The organism is Herbaspirillum frisingense GSF30, from assembly GCF_000300975.2.
Lineage (GTDB): Bacteria > Pseudomonadota > Gammaproteobacteria > Burkholderiales > Burkholderiaceae_D > Herbaspirillum > Herbaspirillum frisingense.
On record NZ_AEEC02000038.1, the window covers coordinates 37,691 to 51,867 of the forward strand.

Here is a 14,177-nt window from a genome sequence, read left to right on the forward strand (position 1 = left end):
ATGACGGATAAAAGTATTGCTACGGGTACGACGGGTACGACAGATACAGCGTCTTGCCAGCCTGGCCGGCGGGATGGTGCTCCACGCCAGCCAGGCAGCAGGAATTACTTCTCCAGACCGGCCGGCGGCCAGTTTTCCAGCTTCATGCCCAGGGTCAGGCCACGCGAAGCCAGGACTTCCTTGATTTCGTTCAACGACTTGCGACCCAGGTTCGGGGTCTTCAGCAGTTCGTTTTCGCTGCGCTGGATCAGATCGCCGATGTAGTAGATGTTCTCGGCCTTCAGGCAGTTTGCGGAACGAACGGTCAGTTCCAGGTCGTCCACCGGACGCAGCAGGATAGGATCGACCTGCGGTGCGCGCGACGGTGCTTCTGCAGTCGCTTCGGTGCCTTCCAGGGCAGCGAACACGTTCAGTTGATCAACCAGCACGCGAGCCGACTGGCGGATCGCTTCTTCCGGAGTGATGACGCCGTTGGTCTCGATGTTCATGACCAGCTTGTCAAGGTCGGTACGCTGTTCCACACGTGCGGATTCCACAGCGTAGGACACGCGACGCACCGGCGAGAAGGACGCGTCCAGGATGATGCGACCGATGGTCTTGTTGGTGTCTTCGGACAGGCGACGCACGTTGCCCGGCACGTAGCCACGGCCCTTTTCGACCTTGATCTGCATGTCCAGCTTGCCGCCACCGGTCAGGTTGGCGATGACGTGATCCGGGTTGATCAGTTCGACGTCGTGCGGCAGATCGATATCGGAAGCCAGGACGGCGCCTTCGCCTTCCTTCTTCAGGGTCAGCGTGACTTCGTCACGGTTGTGCAGCTTGAAGACCACGCCCTTCAGGTTCAGCAGGATGTCCACGACGTCTTCCTGCACGCCGTCCAGCGAGGAGTACTCGTGCACGACACCGGCGATGGTGACTTCGGTGGGAGCGTAACCGCTCATGGTCGACAGCAGCACGCGACGCAGCGCGTTGCCCAGGGTGTGACCATAACCGCGCTCGAACGGCTCCATCACGACCTTGGCGTGACCGGGAGCCAGTGTTTCCACTTCGATGATGCGGGGCTTCAACAAACTGTTTTGCATGAATTGTCCTTTTCAATACCCTCGGCTCGTTACACCGATAAGGCTGATGGCAGTTCGGAAAAATGCCCACCATGAGGTGGGCACAGAGGTACAGCGGTACGGCGGATTAACGCGAGTACAGTTCGACGATCAGCGATTCGTTGACGTCGGCAGCGATTTCGCTACGGTCCGGAGCGGACTTGAAGGTGCCTTCCAGCTTCTTCGAATCCACGGAAACCCACTGCGGGAAACCGTTCGATTCGGCCAGCGACAGGGCTTCGGCGATACGCACTTGCTTCTTGGCCTTTTCGCGGATGGCGACGACGTCACCAGCCTTGACCGAGTAGGAAGCGATGTTCACGACTTGACCGTTCACGGTCAGGGCCTTGTGGGACACCAGCTGACGCGCTTCAGCGCGGGTCGAGCCGAAGCCCATGCGGTAGACGACGTTGTCCAGGCGCGATTCCAGCAGCTTCAGCAGGGTTTCGCCGGTGTTGCCCTTGCGGCGGTCGGCTTCGGCGAAGTAGCGGCGGAACTGACGCTCGAGGACGCCGTACATGCGCTTGACCTTCTGCTTTTCACGCAGCTGGTTGCCGTAGTCGGAAGTGCGGGCGCCGGAGGTGCGGCCGTGTTGACCTGGCTTGGAATCCAGCTTGCACTTGGAATCCAGCGAGCGGCGTGCGCTCTTCAGGAACAGGTCGGTGCCTTCGCGGCGGGAGAGTTTTGCTTTGGGTCCGATATAACGTGCCACGGTATTTCCTTTATCAATGACGTCCCAGACTGCCGGACGCTAGTCTGACCTGCATGCGGTCAGACAGTGGTCTTAAGAACAAAACCCGCCAAGGCGATTGGCGGGTGATTTCCAGCGCTTTCACCTGAAGCCAGGCGAAAGCGCAAGATTATACTACAACTTAGATGCGACGGCGCTTCGGCGGACGGCAACCGTTGTGCGGGACCGGGGTCACGTCCTGGATCTGGGTGATCTTGATACCCAGGTTGTTCAGAGCGCGCACTGCGGATTCACGGCCCGGGCCAGGGCCCTTGATACGCACTTCCAGGTTCTTGATGCCGCATTCGATCGCGACCTTGCCGGCGCTTTCAGCGGCGACCTGGGCGGCGAACGGAGTCGACTTGCGCGAACCCTTGAAGCCAGCACCACCCGAGGTCGCCCACGACAGGGCGTTGCCCTGACGGTCGGTGATCGTGATGATGGTGTTGTTGAACGAAGCGTGAACGTGCGCGATGCCTTCAGCAACGTTCTTCTTAACTTTCTTACGAACACGCGATGCTGCTGCGTTGTTGGGGGACTTTGCCATAATTTCTTCCTTGAATCCGACCAGTGCTTGCGCCTGCCGGGATTATTTCTTCAGCGATTGAGCGGCCTTGCGCGGACCCTTGCGAGTACGGGCGTTGGTGCGGGTGCGTTGACCACGAACCGGCAGGCCACGACGGTGACGCAGACCGCGGTAGCAACCCAGGTCCATCAAACGCTTGATGTTCATGGACAACTCACGGCGCAGATCGCCTTCCACGACGAACTTGGCGATTTCGTCACGCAGCTTTTCCAGCTCGTTATCGTCCAGGTCCTTGACCTTCTTGTTGGTCGGAACGCCGGTAGCAGCGCAAATGTCTTGTGCGCGCGGACGGCCAATACCATAGATGGCGGTCAGGCCGATTACGGTGTGCTGATGGTTGGGGATGTTGACCCCTGCAATACGTGCCATTCGTTATTCCTCGATCAATAACGTTAAGTTAACCCTGGCGCTGCTTGTGACGGGGTTCGGTGCAGATCACACGAACGACGCCATTGCGCTTGATGATTTTGCAGTTGCGGCAGATCCGCTTGACTGATGCGAGCACTTTCATTGTGGCCCTCTTTCTTTCAATGTTTCACTGTTACTTGGTTCGGAACACGATACGTGCCCGGCTCAAATCGTAAGGCGTCAGTTCCACCGTTACCTTATCGCCAGGCAGGATACGGATGTAATTCATGCGCATCTTGCCGGAAATATGGCCGAGTACAACGTGACCGTTTTCCAACTTAACCCTGAATGTCGCGTTGGGCAGATTTTCAAGAATCTCGCCCTGCATCTGAATAACGTCGTCTTTTGCCATTCCGTGTCTTCTTCCTCTGGGGCATGAGGCCGCTTATCGCGGTGTCATGCCACCCTTGAAATTAGCTTTGCGGAGCAACGATTCATACTGCTGAGACATCACATAGTTCTGCACTTGGGCCATGAAATCCATCGTCACGACCACAATGATCAGCAGCGATGTGCCACCGAAATAGAACGGTACCTTCCAGCGTGCGATCAGGAACTCTGGCAACAGGCACACCAGAGTGATGTACACGGCGCCGGCCAGGGTCAGGCGCATCAGGATCTTGTCGATATAACGCGCCGTCTGATCACCCGGACGGATACCCGGAACAAACGCACCACTCTTCTTCAGGTTGTCTGCCGTTTCCTTGCTGTTGAACACCAGTGCGGTGTAGAAGAAGCAGAAGAAGACGATAGCCACCGCATACAGCAAGGCATGGATCGGTTCACCTGGTGCCATCGATGCCGCCAGATCCTTCAGGAAACGAATGAAGGGATTTGACGAATCACCCGATGTGAACCAGCTGGTGATCGTGGCCGGGAACAGGATGATCGACGATGCAAAGATCGGCGGGATCACGCCAGCCATGTTCAGCTTCAGCGGCAGGTGGCTGCTTTGACCACCGTAGATCTTGTTGCCGACCTGACGCTTCGCATAGTTCACCAGGATCTTGCGCTGACCACGTTCGATGAAGACCACCAGGAACGTCACCAGAGCCACGATTACGCAGATCAGGATCGCCGACAGGGCATTCATCGAACCGGTACGAACCAGCTCGAACAAGCCGCCCAGAGCATTCGGCAGGCCTGCTGCAATACCCGCGAAGATGATGATCGAGATGCCATTGCCCAGACCCCGTTCGGTGATCTGTTCGCCCAGCCACATCAGGAACATCGTGCCGGTGATGAGTGTCACCACCGTGGTCATACGGAAGGCCAGACCCGGATCCAGCACCAGGCCGGCTTGCGATTCCAGCGCCACCGCAATGCCCAGCGCCTGGAAGGTCGCCAGCACCAGGGTGCCGTAACGGGTGTACTGCGTGATCTTGCGACGACCGGCTTCACCCTCTTTCTTCAATGCTTCCAGCTGCGGCGAAACCACCGACAGCAGCTGCATGATGATCGATGCCGAGATATACGGCATGATCCCCAGTGCGAAGATCGTAAAGCGCGACAGGGCACCACCGGAGAACATGTTGAACATGCCCAGAATGCCGCCCTGATTCTGCTTGAACAGCTGCGCCAACTGCGTCGGATCAATACCCGGAACCGGGATATGTGCACCGATGCGATAAACGATCAACGCTCCCAGCAGGAACCACAAACGCCCCCAGGGGAAGCCTTTTGCGGCACCTTTCGCTAATTGAGGAGTAGTTGCCAATTAATGCTCCGGGACCGGATCACTCAGCGATGGAACCACCGGCTGCTTCGATAGCGGCCTTGGCACCAGCAGTTGCGATCAGACCCTTGACGGTTACCTTCTTGGTCAGTTCGCCAGCCTTGATGATACGCACGACACGAGCCAGTTCCGACACCAGGCCGGCTTGCTTCAGTGCCAGCACGTCGATCTCGGCGACGGGCAGCTTTTCCAGGTCGGACAGGCGAACTTCAGCCTTGTAAGGCGTAGCCAGCGACTTGAAACCGCGCTTGGGCAGACGGCGTTGCAGGGGCATCTGGCCGCCTTCGAAGCCGACCTTGTGGAAACCGCCCGAACGCGACTTCTGACCCTTGTGACCACGACCGGCAGTCTTGCCCAGGCCAGAGCCGATACCACGACCGACGCGACGCTTAGCGTGCTTCGCGCCTTCTGCGGGTTGGATAGTGTTTAATTGCATGATTCGCTCCGTTCGCAAGCTGACGCTTACGACACCACTTTCACAAGATAGGACACTTTGTTGATCATGCCGCGCACCGACGGGGTGTCTTCCAGTTCGGACACCGAGTTGACGCGACGCAGACCCAGACCGCGCACGGTTGCGCGGTGGTCCTGACGAGTACCGATCAGACCCTTGACCAGCTTGACTTTGATTGTGTTAGCCATCTCGATCACCTTAGCCCAGGATTTCTTCGACCGACTTGCCGCGCTTGGCAGCAATTTCAGCCGGAGTGTTCATCTTCGACAGACCGTCCAGGGTGGCACGGACCATGTTGTAGGGGTTGGTCGAACCGGTCGACTTGGCCACCACGTTGGTCACGCCCATCACCTCGAAGATCGCGCGCATCGGACCACCGGCGATGACGCCAGTACCGTCCTTGGCCGGCGAGATCATCACCGACGAAGCGCCGTGCTTGCCGATGACGGTGTGCTGCACGGTACCGTTCTTCAGGGTGACCTTGATCAGCTTGCGACGTGCTTCTTCCATTGCCTTCTGCACGGCGACGGGCACTTCCTTGGACTTGCCCTTGCCCATGCCGATGCGGCCATCGCCGTCACCAACCACTGCCAGCGCTGCGAAACCCATGATGCGACCACCCTTCACCACCTTGGTGACGCGGTTGACTGCGATCATCTTTTCGCGCATGCCGTCATCAGGCTTGTCGCTTTGCGTTTTCGATTGCATTTTTGCCATGATCGATAATCCTTAGAACTTCAGGCCGGCTTCACGCGCAGCCTCAGCCAGCGCCTTGACGCGACCGTGATAACGGAAACCGGAGCGGTCGAATGCGACTTCAGTCACACCGGCCTTCAGAGCCTTCTCTGCAACGCGCTTGCCGATCAGGGCGGCAGCGGCGGCATTGCCGCCCTTGCCGGATTGACCAGCCAGCTCGGCGCGGACTTCTGCTTCCAGGGTGGAAGCGGAGGCCAGCACGTTGGCGTCGGGGCCGATGACGCTGGCGTAGATGTGCGTGTTGGTACGGTGCACAGCCAGACGATTCACCTTCAGTTCTGCGATCTTGGCGCGAGTCTGAGTCGCACGGCGCAGGCGAGATTGTTTCTTGTCCATCGTCAACCCCTATTACTTCTTCTTGGTTTCTTTGAGCGTCACCACTTCGTCAGCGTAGCGCACACCCTTGCCCTTATAGGGTTCGGGTTCGCGGTACGCGCGAATTTCAGCGGCGACCTGGCCAACCACCTGGCGATCGATACCCTTGATCAGGATTTCGGTCTGGGTCGGGGTCTCAACCTTGATGCCAGCAGGCATCTGGTGAACGATGGGGTGCGAGAAGCCCAGCGACAGGTTCAGCTTGTCGCCTTGTGCTTGTGCACGGAAACCCACGCCGACCAGGTTCAGCTTCTTTTCGAAGCCCTTGGTGACGCCGTTGACCATGTTGTTGACCAGAGCACGCAGGGTGCCCGACATCGCGTTGGCTTCGCGGCTGTCATCAGCCACTTCGAAGCTCAGCGAGCCATTGTTGTTGACCACCTTGACCTTCTTGGTCAGCGGTTGGGTCAAGGAGCCCAGCGGGCCCTTGACGGTGATTTGCTCTGCAGTGATGGTCGCTTCCGCGCCACTCGGCAGTGCAACAGGCATTTTACCTACACGAGACATCTTGCACTCCTTAGGCCACGTAGCAAATCACTTCGCCACCGACACCGGTTGCGCGTGCTTTGCGATCAGTCATCACGCCGCGCGGGGTGGACACAATCGCCACACCCAGGCCATTCATGACGTTCGGAATATCATCCTTGCCCTTGTAGATGCGCAGACCCGGACGGGACACGCGCTCCAGGCGCTCGATGACCGGACGGCCAGCGTAATACTTCAAACCGATTTTCAATTCAGCCTTGCCATCTGCGGCAACCACGGCGAAATCTTCGATATAACCCTCGTCCTTGAGGACGTTGGCAATGGCAACCTTCACCTTGGAAGACGGCATGACGACGGTGGTCTTGTTCACGCCTTGTGCATTGCGGATACGGGTCAGCATATCGGCGATAGGATCGCTCATACTCATTGCTTCTTCTCCTATTACCAGCTAGCTTTGGTCAAACCCGGGATTTCGCCGCGCATGGCGATTTCACGGACCTTGATACGGCCCAATCCGAACTTGCGGAAAGTACCACGGGGACGGCCAGTCAGCGCGCAACGGTTACGTTGGCGGGTCGGAGCCGAGTTACGGGGCAGCGCCTGCAGCTTCAGACGTGCTTCGTAACGCTCTTCATCCGACTTCGATTGGTCGTCGATAATAGCCTTCAACTCGGCGCGCTTGGCAGCATACTTCTTCACCATTTCTGCGCGCTTCTGTTCACGGTTAATCAGTGCCAGTTTTGCCATGGCATCCTCAGTTTCTGAACGGGAATTTAAATGCGGCGAGAAGCGCCTTCGCTTCGTCGTCGGTCTTTGCAGTCGTGGTGATGCTGATGTTCATGCCACGCAGTGCATCGATCTTGTCGTACTCGATTTCGGGGAAGATGATCTGCTCTTTCACACCGATGTTGTAGTTGCCACGACCGTCGAACGCACGACCCGACACACCACGGAAGTCACGCACGCGCGGCAGGGCCACGGTGATCAGACGATCCAGGAATTCGTACATGCGGGCGCCACGCAGGGTCACCATGCAACCGATCGGATAGCCTTCGCGGATCTTGAAACCTGCGATAGCCTTGCGAGCCTTGGTCACCACCGGCTTCTGGCCAGCGATCTTGGTCAGATCGCCAACGGCGTGCTCGATGATCTTCTTGTCCGCAACTGCTTCCGACAGACCCATGTTCAGGGTGATCTTCAGGATGCGCGGAACTTCCATCACCGACTTGTACGAATACTTCGTAGTCAGATCGGCGACGACCTTATCTTTATAAAACTGTTGAAGACGTGCCATGATGTTTAAACCTTAACGACTTCGCCGTTGGACTTGTAAGCGCGGACCTTCTTGCCGTCCACTTCCTTGTAAGCCACACGATCTGCCTTGCCGGTCGCAGCGTTGAACAACGCGACGTTCGACACATGAATTGGCATCAGCTTATCGACGATGCCGCCAGTTGCACCAGTCATCGGATTGGGACGGGTCGCCTTCTTTGCGACATTCACGCCTTCCACGACGACATAATCGGCGCTGACGCGAGCAGTCACGACACCGCGCTTACCCTTGTCTTTGCCGGTCAACACGATGACTTCATCGTTTTTACGAATCTTTGCCATGACCACTCCTTACAGAACTTCAGGTGCCAGGGAGACGATCTTCATGAAGCGCTCTGTACGCAGCTCACGAGTCACCGGCCCAAAGATACGGGTGCCGATGGGCTCCAGCTTGGCGTTCAGCAGGACGGCAGCATTACCATCGAACTTGACCAGCGAACCATCCTGACGACGCACGCCCTTGGCGGTGCGAACGACGACAGCGTTATAAATTTCACCCTTCTTGACGCGACCACGCGGTGCTGCGCTCTTGACAGTAACCTTGATCACATCGCCAATGCCCGCATAGCGGCGCTTGGAACCACCCAAGACCTTGATGCACAGAACTTCGCGCGCACCAGTGTTGTCGGCCACTTCGAGCCGGCTTTCAGTTTGAATCATGATATTTTCTTTCCCAACTTAATCCGCTTCGCACGATGCGCTGGCGGTCAGTCTTGGTCCTGTTAGCAAGCGAACTCGCTAGTTAGGGGACGAATAGAGCTACTCTTGAGCCTCTCTTTGCAGGCTTATGCTTACAAAGAAAGAGCTCGATATTATGGCAGCATAATATCGAGCACGCAAGTACTACATTTACTACTTAGACGATTTGTGCTTCCTGCACCACACGGGTCACAGTCCACGACTTCGTCTTGGAGATCGGACGGCTTTCGGTGATTTCCACCACATCGCCGGCCTTCGCCGAGTTTTGCTCATCATGCGCATGGTACTTCTTGGTGCGCTTGATGATCTTGCCGTACAGCGGGTGCTTCATTTGACGCTCGATTTCGACAGTGACGGTCTTGTCCATCTTGTCCGACACAACTTTGCCAATCAGCGTGCGCTTGAGCGCTTGTTTCACTTGATCGTTCATTGTTGGCCATCCTTCGAGTTGATCACAGTTTTCACACGTGCGATGTCGCGACGTACCTTCTTCAGCTGTGCGGTATTGTTCAGTTGCTGGGTCGCAATTTGCATGCGCAGGCTGAACTGGGCCTTCAACAGCTCGCCCAGTTCCTTTTCCAGCCCTGCCTTGTCCTTACCGCGGAGTTCCGATGCTTTCATGTTCCGCTCCTAATTATTGACCGACTTGGCGAACAACGAAAGTCGTCGCAAGCGGCAATTTGGCAGCAGCCAAACGGAACGCCTCGCGAGCCAGGGTTTCGTCCACACCGTCCATCTCGTACAGTACCTTACCCGGCTGGATTTCAGCCACGTAGTACTCCGGATTGCCCTTACCGTTACCCATACGCACTTCAGCAGGCTTCTGGGAGATTGGCTTGTCCGGGAAAACGCGGATCCAGATACGACCACCGCGCTTGATGTGACGGGTCATCGCGCGACGAGCAGCTTCGATCTGACGAGCAGTAATACGGCCGCGGCCAACTGCCTTCAGACCAAAATCGCCGAACGAGACGGCGGTTCCGCGGGTGTGCGAAATGCCGGTGTTACGACCTTTTTGTTCTTTACGATATTTTCTACGTGCTGGTTGCAGCATGATTATTCTCCTGCTTTCTCAGCCGACACACCGGCATCGGCAGCTTGAGGACGACCACCGCCACGCTTTGCACCGGCGCCAGGAGCACCAGTCTTGGAGCGGGGACGTGCACCCGGCTTGCCGTCGTCACGACGAGGACCACGACGCTTCTTGTCGTCTTCCGGCTCACCGACCAGCACCGGCGCTTCGCCGTTTGCCAGGCGATCGCCCTTGTAGACCCACACCTTCACACCGATGATGCCGTAGGTGGTTTCAGCTTCGCCGAAGCCATAGTCGATATCGGCGCGCAGGGTGTGCAGGGGCACACGGCCTTCACGGTACCATTCGGTACGTGCGATTTCGATGCCGTTCAGACGACCCGACGACATGATCTTGATGCCTTGGGCGCCCAGACGCATGGCGTTCTGCATCGCACGCTTCATGGCGCGACGGAACATGATGCGCTTTTCCAGCTGCTGGCAGATCGAGTCAGCGATCAGCTGAGCATCGGCTTCCGGCTTGCGGATTTCTTCGATGTTGACGTGCACGGGCACGCCCATCAGCTTGGCCAGTGCCGACTTCAGCACTTCGATGTCTTCACCCTTCTTGCCAATCACAACGCCCGGACGGGAGCTGTAAATGGTGATGCGGGCATTCTTGGCCGGACGCTCGATGACCACACGGCCGACCGAGGCGTTCTTCAGCTTCTTCTTCAGGTAAGCACGGACCTTCAGGTCCTCGTTGAGCATGTCGGCAAAGTTGTTGTTGCCTGCATACCAACGCGAGCCCCAGTTACGTGTAACCGCCAGACGGAAACCGGTTGGATGAATCTTCTGTCCCATCGTGACTCCTTAGTTTCCGACGGTCACGTAGATGTGACACGACTGCTTGGAAATACGATCACCACGGCCCTTTGCACGCGCTGTGAAGCGCTTCAGGACCGCACCCTTTTCCACATAAATGGTCTTGACTTTCAGCTCGTCAATGTCGGCACCATCGTTGTGCTCGGCGTTCGCGATTGCGGACTCCAGAACCTTCTTGATGATGACCGCGCCCTTCTTGGGGCTGAAGGCCAAGATATTCAGTGCCTGATCAACTTTTTTACCGCGGATCAGGTCTGCAACCAGGCGGCCTTTCTGGGCCGACAGGTGCACACCGCGCAGAGTAGCTTTAGTTTCCATCATAGGACCTTATTTCTTAGCCTTCTTATCGGCAGCGTGACCCTTGAAAGTACGGGTCAGCGCGAATTCGCCGAGCTTGTGACCAACCATGTTTTCCGACACATAGACAGGCACGTGTGCCTTGCCGTTGTGCACGGCGATGGTCAGACCGATGAAGTCGGGCATGATGGTCGAACGACGCGACCAGGTCTTGATCGGCTTCTTGTCCTTGGTAGCCTGGGCAGCCTCAACCTTTTTCACCAGGTGGGCGTCGCAGAAAGGACCTTTTTTCAATGAACGTGTCATGTTTTATCCTTTATTTCTTGCCGCGACGCGAGACAATCATCGAAGTCGTACGCTTGTTGCTACGAGTCTTCTTGCCCTTGGTCTGCTGGCCCCACGGCGAAACCGGGTGACGGCCAGCGGCGGTCTTGCCTTCACCACCACCGTGCGGGTGATCCACCGGGTTCATGACAACGCCACGAACGGTCGGACGCACACCGCGCCAACGGGTTGCACCAGCCTTACCGATCTTGCGCAGGTTGTGCTCGCCGTTACCGACTTCGCCGATGGTGGCGCGGCATTCGATGTGAACGCGACGCACTTCACCGGAGCGCAGGCGAACCTGAGCGTAGGTACCTTCGCGTGCCATCAGCACGACAGCGGCACCGGCGGTACGGGCGATTTGAGCACCCTTGCCCGGCAGCATTTCCACGCAGTGGATGGTGGTACCGACTGGGATGTTGCGGATCGGCAGGGTGTTGCCCGACTTGATCGGAGCTTCAGAACCGCTGATCAGCTGATCGCCAACCGACACGCCCTTGGGAGCGATGATGTACTTGCGCTCGCCGTCCGCGTAGCACAGCAGTGCGATGTGCGCGGTACGGTTCGGGTCGTATTCGATACGCTCGACCTTGGCAGGAATGCCATCCTTGTTGCGACGGAAGTCGACAACACGGTAGTGCTGCTTGTGACCACCGCCGATGTGGCGGGTGGTGATGTGACCGTTGTTGTTACGGCCGGCGGTCTTGGACTTCTTTTCGACCAGCGATGCCAGCGGACGGCCCTTGTACAGGTCGGGATTGACGACCTTGACCATGCCGCGCCGACCGGGCGAGGTCGGCTTCACTTTTACGAGTGCCATTATTTAGCCTCCTCGGTGAAGTTGATTTCTTGACCCGGCTTCAGGCTGACGAAAGCGCGGCGGGTGTGGTTGCGGCGACCCATACCGTTGCGCGAGCGCTTCTGCTTGCCCTGACGGTTGGCGACTTGCACCGATTCCACTTCCACCTTGAACAGCAGTTCGACGGCGGCCTTGACTTCCAGCTTGGTAGCATCCTTGGCGACCAGGAAGACGACTTGCTCGTTCTTCTCGGCGACGAAAGTTGCCTTTTCGGAGATCACCGGTGCCAGCAGCACCTTCATCAGGCGCTCTTCGCTATGTTTCACGATTGCGTTCATGCCAGCAACTCCTCAATCTTTGCCAGAGCCGGCTTGGTGATCAAGACATTCTTGAAGTACACCAGCGACACGGGATCAGCTTGACGCGGCTCGACCACCAGCACGCCCGGCAGATTGCGCGAGGCCAGCAGCAGCTTTTCGTCCAGGCTGTCGGTAATAACCAGCACCGATTCCATGCCCATGCCCTTCAGCTTTTGGGCCAGCAGCTTGGTCTTCGGGGCTTCGACGGCGAATTCTTCCACGACCGACAGGCGGCCTTCACGTGCCAACTGGGACAGGATCGAGCAGACACCTGCGCGATACATCTTCTTGTTGACCTTGTGGGTGAAGTTTTCGTCAGGCGAGTTCGGGAAGATACGACCACCACCGCGCCACAGAGGCGACGAGGACATACCGGCACGTGCACGGCCAGTACCCTTTTGACGCCACGGCTTCTTGGTGGTGTGGCTGACTTCTTCACGATCCTTTTGCTTGCGATTGCCGCTACGAGCGTTAGCTTGGTAGGCAACCACGACCTGGTGGATCAGAGCTTCGTTGTAGTCACGACCGAAAATGGTATCCGGTGCAGCGACGTTCGAAGCAGCTTGACCTTGGTCATTCAGGAGCTTCAGTTCCATTGATTAAGCCCCCTTCTTCGCTTTGACTTTGACTGCCGGCGAAACGATCACTTGACCGTTCTTGGCGCCGGGAACGGCACCCTTCACCAACAGCAATTGACGCTCTGCGTCCACACGGGCGATTTCCAGGTTCTGGACGGTGGTCTTGACATCACCCAGATGACCGGTCATGCGCTTGCCCGGGAACACGCGGCCCGGATCCTGCGCCATACCGATGGAGCCAGGAACGTTGTGCGAGCGGGAGTTACCGTGGGTCGCGCGACCCGATGCGAAGTTGTAACGCTTGATGGTACCGGCATAGCCCTTACCGATCGACACGCCTTGCACGTCGACTTTCTGGCCAGCTTCAAACATGCCGATGCCAACGACGTCGCCTGCCTTCAGTTCGGCAGCCTTGGAAGCGTCAACACGGAATTCTTTGAGGACAGTACCTGCCTCGACGCCAGCTTTGGCGAAGTGGCCGGCGGCGGCTTTCACCACGCGCGAAGCGCGGCGTTGACCGAAGGTCACCTGAACAGCGGAATAACCATCCACTTCAGGCGTTTTGATTTGTGTCACGCGGTTGTTGGACACGTCCAGCACGGTCACAGGGATCGAATCCCCATCTTCCGTGAAGATGCGCATCATACCAACCTTGCGACCAACAAGGCCCAGGCTCATTGTTTTCTCCATTCCCGCCTGCGATTGGGCGGGGCTGATGTTCGTACTACCATAAATTGCAGGTTTTGCGGACGCAAAACCCACATCGAAGCCGAGTATTATAGCCTCTAAAAGAAAAGCGCACAACCGAGGTTGTGCGCTTTTCCAACACTACACCTGCTGATGACTGCAATTACTGCAGCTTGATTTCGACATCAACGCCAGCGGGCAGGTCCAGCTTCATCAATGCGTCAACCGTCTTGTCGGTCGGATCGACGATATCCATCAGGCGCTGATGGGTACGGATTTCGAACTGATCGCGGGAAGTCTTGTTGACGTGCGGCGAACGCAGGACGTCGAAACGCTGGATGCGGGTCGGCAGGGGAACCGGGCCCTTGACGACAGCGCCGGTACGCTTGGCGGTGTCAACGATTTCCAGAGCGGACTGGTCGATCAGACGATAGTCGAAAGCTTTCAGACGGATACGGATTTTTTGGCTAGGAACCGACATGATTTTCCTTTAAAGAACGAACCGGGGATGGGGATCATCCCCGGCGATGTTAAAAATGCGACTAGTGTTGCTTTGCTGCTACTGCGATTCGACGA

At 57.4% G+C, this 14,177-nt stretch carries 28 protein-coding genes; all 28 read right to left on the bottom strand.

Annotated features, from left to right (window positions below; genetic code table 11):
• Window positions 1-104: 104 nt before the first annotated feature.
• The 28 genes from HFRIS_RS20500 to rpsJ all read right to left on the bottom strand — a co-directional run bounded on the left by HFRIS_RS20500 (window position 105) and on the right by rpsJ (window position 14,082).
• Window positions 105-1,082: a DNA-directed RNA polymerase subunit alpha gene (locus tag HFRIS_RS20500; protein WP_006464909.1), complete on the bottom strand. Its 978-nt coding sequence runs from the start codon at window positions 1,080-1,082 to the stop codon at window positions 105-107.
• A gap of 106 nt (window positions 1,083-1,188) precedes the next feature.
• Entirely contained in the window at window positions 1,189-1,812 is a 624-nt protein-coding gene (gene rpsD, locus HFRIS_RS20505) for a 30S ribosomal protein S4 (RefSeq protein ID WP_006464910.1), read from the bottom strand.
• A gap of 160 nt (window positions 1,813-1,972) precedes the next feature.
• Complete coding sequence (gene rpsK, locus HFRIS_RS20510; protein ID WP_006464911.1) at window positions 1,973-2,377, bottom strand: 30S ribosomal protein S11; 405 nt, start codon at window positions 2,375-2,377, stop codon at window positions 1,973-1,975.
• A 42-nt stretch (window positions 2,378-2,419) separates the two neighbouring features.
• Window positions 2,420-2,785, bottom strand: a complete 366-nt coding sequence (gene rpsM, locus HFRIS_RS20515; protein ID WP_006464912.1) for a 30S ribosomal protein S13 — start codon at window positions 2,783-2,785, stop codon at window positions 2,420-2,422.
• Between the two features lie 28 nt (window positions 2,786-2,813).
• Window positions 2,814-2,927 (bottom strand): 50S ribosomal protein L36, encoded by a 114-nt coding sequence (gene rpmJ / locus HFRIS_RS20520; protein ID WP_006464913.1) that lies wholly within the window; start codon window positions 2,925-2,927, stop codon window positions 2,814-2,816.
• 30 nt (window positions 2,928-2,957) lie between these two features.
• Window positions 2,958-3,176, bottom strand: a complete 219-nt coding sequence (gene infA / locus HFRIS_RS20525) for a translation initiation factor IF-1 (protein WP_005663428.1) — start codon at window positions 3,174-3,176, stop codon at window positions 2,958-2,960.
• 33 nt (window positions 3,177-3,209) lie between these two features.
• On the bottom strand, window positions 3,210-4,541 hold the full coding sequence (gene secY / locus HFRIS_RS20530; RefSeq protein WP_006464914.1) for a preprotein translocase subunit SecY: 1,332 nt from the start codon (window positions 4,539-4,541) through the stop codon (window positions 3,210-3,212).
• Window positions 4,542-4,560: 19 nt separating this feature from the next.
• Window positions 4,561-4,995 (bottom strand): 50S ribosomal protein L15, encoded by a 435-nt coding sequence (gene rplO, locus HFRIS_RS20535; RefSeq protein ID WP_006464915.1) that lies wholly within the window; start codon window positions 4,993-4,995, stop codon window positions 4,561-4,563.
• Window positions 4,996-5,021: 26 nt separating this feature from the next.
• Window positions 5,022-5,201, bottom strand: coding sequence for a 50S ribosomal protein L30 (rpmD, locus tag HFRIS_RS20540; protein WP_006464916.1), 180 nt, complete (start codon window positions 5,199-5,201; stop codon window positions 5,022-5,024).
• Window positions 5,202-5,211: 10 nt separating this feature from the next.
• Window positions 5,212-5,730, bottom strand: coding sequence for a 30S ribosomal protein S5 (gene rpsE / locus HFRIS_RS20545; RefSeq protein ID WP_006464917.1), 519 nt, complete (start codon window positions 5,728-5,730; stop codon window positions 5,212-5,214).
• A 12-nt stretch (window positions 5,731-5,742) separates the two neighbouring features.
• Window positions 5,743-6,105 carry a 50S ribosomal protein L18 gene (rplR, locus tag HFRIS_RS20550; protein WP_006464918.1) on the bottom strand — a complete coding sequence of 121 codons (363 nt, stop codon included), beginning with the start codon at window positions 6,103-6,105 and terminating at the stop codon, window positions 5,743-5,745.
• A gap of 12 nt (window positions 6,106-6,117) precedes the next feature.
• Window positions 6,118-6,651 carry a 50S ribosomal protein L6 gene (gene rplF, locus HFRIS_RS20555; protein WP_006464919.1) on the bottom strand — a complete coding sequence of 178 codons (534 nt, stop codon included), beginning with the start codon at window positions 6,649-6,651 and terminating at the stop codon, window positions 6,118-6,120.
• A 10-nt stretch (window positions 6,652-6,661) separates the two neighbouring features.
• Complete coding sequence (gene rpsH / locus HFRIS_RS20560) at window positions 6,662-7,057, bottom strand: 30S ribosomal protein S8 (RefSeq protein ID WP_006464920.1); 396 nt, start codon at window positions 7,055-7,057, stop codon at window positions 6,662-6,664.
• A 14-nt stretch (window positions 7,058-7,071) separates the two neighbouring features.
• Window positions 7,072-7,377, bottom strand: a complete 306-nt coding sequence (gene rpsN / locus HFRIS_RS20565) for a 30S ribosomal protein S14 (RefSeq protein WP_006464921.1) — start codon at window positions 7,375-7,377, stop codon at window positions 7,072-7,074.
• A 7-nt stretch (window positions 7,378-7,384) separates the two neighbouring features.
• Complete coding sequence (gene rplE, locus HFRIS_RS20570; RefSeq protein WP_006464922.1) at window positions 7,385-7,924, bottom strand: 50S ribosomal protein L5; 540 nt, start codon at window positions 7,922-7,924, stop codon at window positions 7,385-7,387.
• A gap of 5 nt (window positions 7,925-7,929) precedes the next feature.
• Window positions 7,930-8,244, bottom strand: coding sequence for a 50S ribosomal protein L24 (rplX, locus tag HFRIS_RS20575; RefSeq protein ID WP_006464923.1), 315 nt, complete (start codon window positions 8,242-8,244; stop codon window positions 7,930-7,932).
• 9 nt (window positions 8,245-8,253) lie between these two features.
• On the bottom strand, window positions 8,254-8,622 hold the full coding sequence (gene rplN / locus HFRIS_RS20580) for a 50S ribosomal protein L14 (RefSeq protein ID WP_006464924.1): 369 nt from the start codon (window positions 8,620-8,622) through the stop codon (window positions 8,254-8,256).
• Window positions 8,623-8,818: 196 nt separating this feature from the next.
• On the bottom strand, window positions 8,819-9,091 hold the full coding sequence (gene rpsQ, locus HFRIS_RS20585; protein ID WP_006464925.1) for a 30S ribosomal protein S17: 273 nt from the start codon (window positions 9,089-9,091) through the stop codon (window positions 8,819-8,821).
• Window positions 9,088-9,282 (bottom strand): 50S ribosomal protein L29, encoded by a 195-nt coding sequence (gene rpmC, locus HFRIS_RS20590; protein ID WP_006464926.1) that lies wholly within the window; start codon window positions 9,280-9,282, stop codon window positions 9,088-9,090. Before rpmC ends, rpsQ begins: the two co-directional genes overlap by 4 nt.
• Before the next feature lie 13 nt (window positions 9,283-9,295).
• Window positions 9,296-9,715 carry a 50S ribosomal protein L16 gene (rplP, locus tag HFRIS_RS20595; protein WP_006464927.1) on the bottom strand — a complete coding sequence of 140 codons (420 nt, stop codon included), beginning with the start codon at window positions 9,713-9,715 and terminating at the stop codon, window positions 9,296-9,298.
• Window positions 9,716-9,717: 2 nt separating this feature from the next.
• Window positions 9,718-10,536, bottom strand: a complete 819-nt coding sequence (gene rpsC / locus HFRIS_RS20600; protein ID WP_006464928.1) for a 30S ribosomal protein S3 — start codon at window positions 10,534-10,536, stop codon at window positions 9,718-9,720.
• Window positions 10,537-10,545: 9 nt separating this feature from the next.
• Entirely contained in the window at window positions 10,546-10,878 is a 333-nt protein-coding gene (gene rplV, locus HFRIS_RS20605) for a 50S ribosomal protein L22 (protein WP_008334132.1), read from the bottom strand.
• A 6-nt stretch (window positions 10,879-10,884) separates the two neighbouring features.
• Window positions 10,885-11,160 (bottom strand): 30S ribosomal protein S19, encoded by a 276-nt coding sequence (gene rpsS, locus HFRIS_RS20610; RefSeq protein WP_006464930.1) that lies wholly within the window; start codon window positions 11,158-11,160, stop codon window positions 10,885-10,887.
• A 10-nt stretch (window positions 11,161-11,170) separates the two neighbouring features.
• A complete protein-coding gene (rplB, locus tag HFRIS_RS20615) occupies window positions 11,171-11,998 on the bottom strand; it encodes a 50S ribosomal protein L2 (RefSeq protein WP_006464931.1) in 828 nt (275 codons plus the stop codon).
• On the bottom strand, window positions 11,998-12,315 hold the full coding sequence (gene rplW / locus HFRIS_RS20620; protein ID WP_006464932.1) for a 50S ribosomal protein L23: 318 nt from the start codon (window positions 12,313-12,315) through the stop codon (window positions 11,998-12,000). Before rplW ends, rplB begins: the two co-directional genes overlap by 1 nt.
• Window positions 12,312-12,932, bottom strand: coding sequence for a 50S ribosomal protein L4 (rplD, locus tag HFRIS_RS20625; RefSeq protein ID WP_006464933.1), 621 nt, complete (start codon window positions 12,930-12,932; stop codon window positions 12,312-12,314). The genes rplW and rplD overlap by 4 nt, the downstream gene beginning before the upstream one ends.
• Before the next feature lie 3 nt (window positions 12,933-12,935).
• Window positions 12,936-13,592, bottom strand: a complete 657-nt coding sequence (gene rplC / locus HFRIS_RS20630; protein ID WP_006464934.1) for a 50S ribosomal protein L3 — start codon at window positions 13,590-13,592, stop codon at window positions 12,936-12,938.
• A gap of 172 nt (window positions 13,593-13,764) precedes the next feature.
• Window positions 13,765-14,082: a 30S ribosomal protein S10 gene (rpsJ, locus tag HFRIS_RS20635; RefSeq protein WP_006464935.1), complete on the bottom strand. Its 318-nt coding sequence runs from the start codon at window positions 14,080-14,082 to the stop codon at window positions 13,765-13,767.
• Window positions 14,083-14,177 lie beyond the last annotated feature (95 nt).

Bases quoted from the DNA above. Each gene is read 5' to 3' on its own strand.
- rpsQ (WP_006464925.1), bottom strand. From the start codon at position 9,091: ATGAACGATCAAGTGAAACAAGCGCTCAAGCGCACGCTGATTGGCAAA.
- rplV (WP_008334132.1), bottom strand. From the start codon at position 10,878: ATGATGGAAACTAAAGCTACTCTGCGCGGTGTGCACCTGTCGGCCCAG.
- rplP (WP_006464927.1), bottom strand. From the start codon at position 9,715: ATGCTGCAACCAGCACGTAGAAAATATCGTAAAGAACAAAAAGGTCGT.
- infA (WP_005663428.1), bottom strand. From the start codon at position 3,176: ATGGCAAAAGACGACGTTATTCAGATGCAGGGCGAGATTCTTGAAAAT.
- rpsJ (WP_006464935.1), bottom strand. From the start codon at position 14,082: ATGTCGGTTCCTAGCCAAAAAATCCGTATCCGTCTGAAAGCTTTCGAC.
- rplW (WP_006464932.1), bottom strand. From the start codon at position 12,315: ATGAACGCAATCGTGAAACATAGCGAAGAGCGCCTGATGAAGGTGCTG.
- rpmJ (WP_006464913.1), bottom strand. From the start codon at position 2,927: ATGAAAGTGCTCGCATCAGTCAAGCGGATCTGCCGCAACTGCAAAATC.
- rplX (WP_006464923.1), bottom strand. From the start codon at position 8,244: ATGGCAAAGATTCGTAAAAACGATGAAGTCATCGTGTTGACCGGCAAA.
- rplD (WP_006464933.1), bottom strand. From the start codon at position 12,932: ATGGAACTGAAGCTCCTGAATGACCAAGGTCAAGCTGCTTCGAACGTC.
- rpsM (WP_006464912.1), bottom strand. From the start codon at position 2,785: ATGGCACGTATTGCAGGGGTCAACATCCCCAACCATCAGCACACCGTA.
- rplN (WP_006464924.1), bottom strand. From the start codon at position 8,622: ATGATTCAAACTGAAAGCCGGCTCGAAGTGGCCGACAACACTGGTGCG.
- rpsH (WP_006464920.1), bottom strand. From the start codon at position 7,057: ATGAGTATGAGCGATCCTATCGCCGATATGCTGACCCGTATCCGCAAT.
- rplF (WP_006464919.1), bottom strand. From the start codon at position 6,651: ATGTCTCGTGTAGGTAAAATGCCTGTTGCACTGCCGAGTGGCGCGGAA.
- rpsC (WP_006464928.1), bottom strand. From the start codon at position 10,536: ATGGGACAGAAGATTCATCCAACCGGTTTCCGTCTGGCGGTTACACGT.
- rpsE (WP_006464917.1), bottom strand. From the start codon at position 5,730: ATGGCAAAAATGCAATCGAAAACGCAAAGCGACAAGCCTGATGACGGC.
- rplR (WP_006464918.1), bottom strand. From the start codon at position 6,105: ATGGACAAGAAACAATCTCGCCTGCGCCGTGCGACTCAGACTCGCGCC.
- rpsS (WP_006464930.1), bottom strand. From the start codon at position 11,160: ATGACACGTTCATTGAAAAAAGGTCCTTTCTGCGACGCCCACCTGGTG.
- rpmC (WP_006464926.1), bottom strand. From the start codon at position 9,282: ATGAAAGCATCGGAACTCCGCGGTAAGGACAAGGCAGGGCTGGAAAAG.
- rplC (WP_006464934.1), bottom strand. From the start codon at position 13,592: ATGAGCCTGGGCCTTGTTGGTCGCAAGGTTGGTATGATGCGCATCTTC.
- rpmD (WP_006464916.1), bottom strand. From the start codon at position 5,201: ATGGCTAACACAATCAAAGTCAAGCTGGTCAAGGGTCTGATCGGTACT.
- rpsK (WP_006464911.1), bottom strand. From the start codon at position 2,377: ATGGCAAAGTCCCCCAACAACGCAGCAGCATCGCGTGTTCGTAAGAAA.
- HFRIS_RS20500 (WP_006464909.1), bottom strand. From the start codon at position 1,082: ATGCAAAACAGTTTGTTGAAGCCCCGCATCATCGAAGTGGAAACACTG.
- rplE (WP_006464922.1), bottom strand. From the start codon at position 7,924: ATGGCACGTCTTCAACAGTTTTATAAAGATAAGGTCGTCGCCGATCTG.
- rpsN (WP_006464921.1), bottom strand. From the start codon at position 7,377: ATGGCAAAACTGGCACTGATTAACCGTGAACAGAAGCGCGCAGAAATG.
- rplO (WP_006464915.1), bottom strand. From the start codon at position 4,995: ATGCAATTAAACACTATCCAACCCGCAGAAGGCGCGAAGCACGCTAAG.
- rplB (WP_006464931.1), bottom strand. From the start codon at position 11,998: ATGGCACTCGTAAAAGTGAAGCCGACCTCGCCCGGTCGGCGCGGCATG.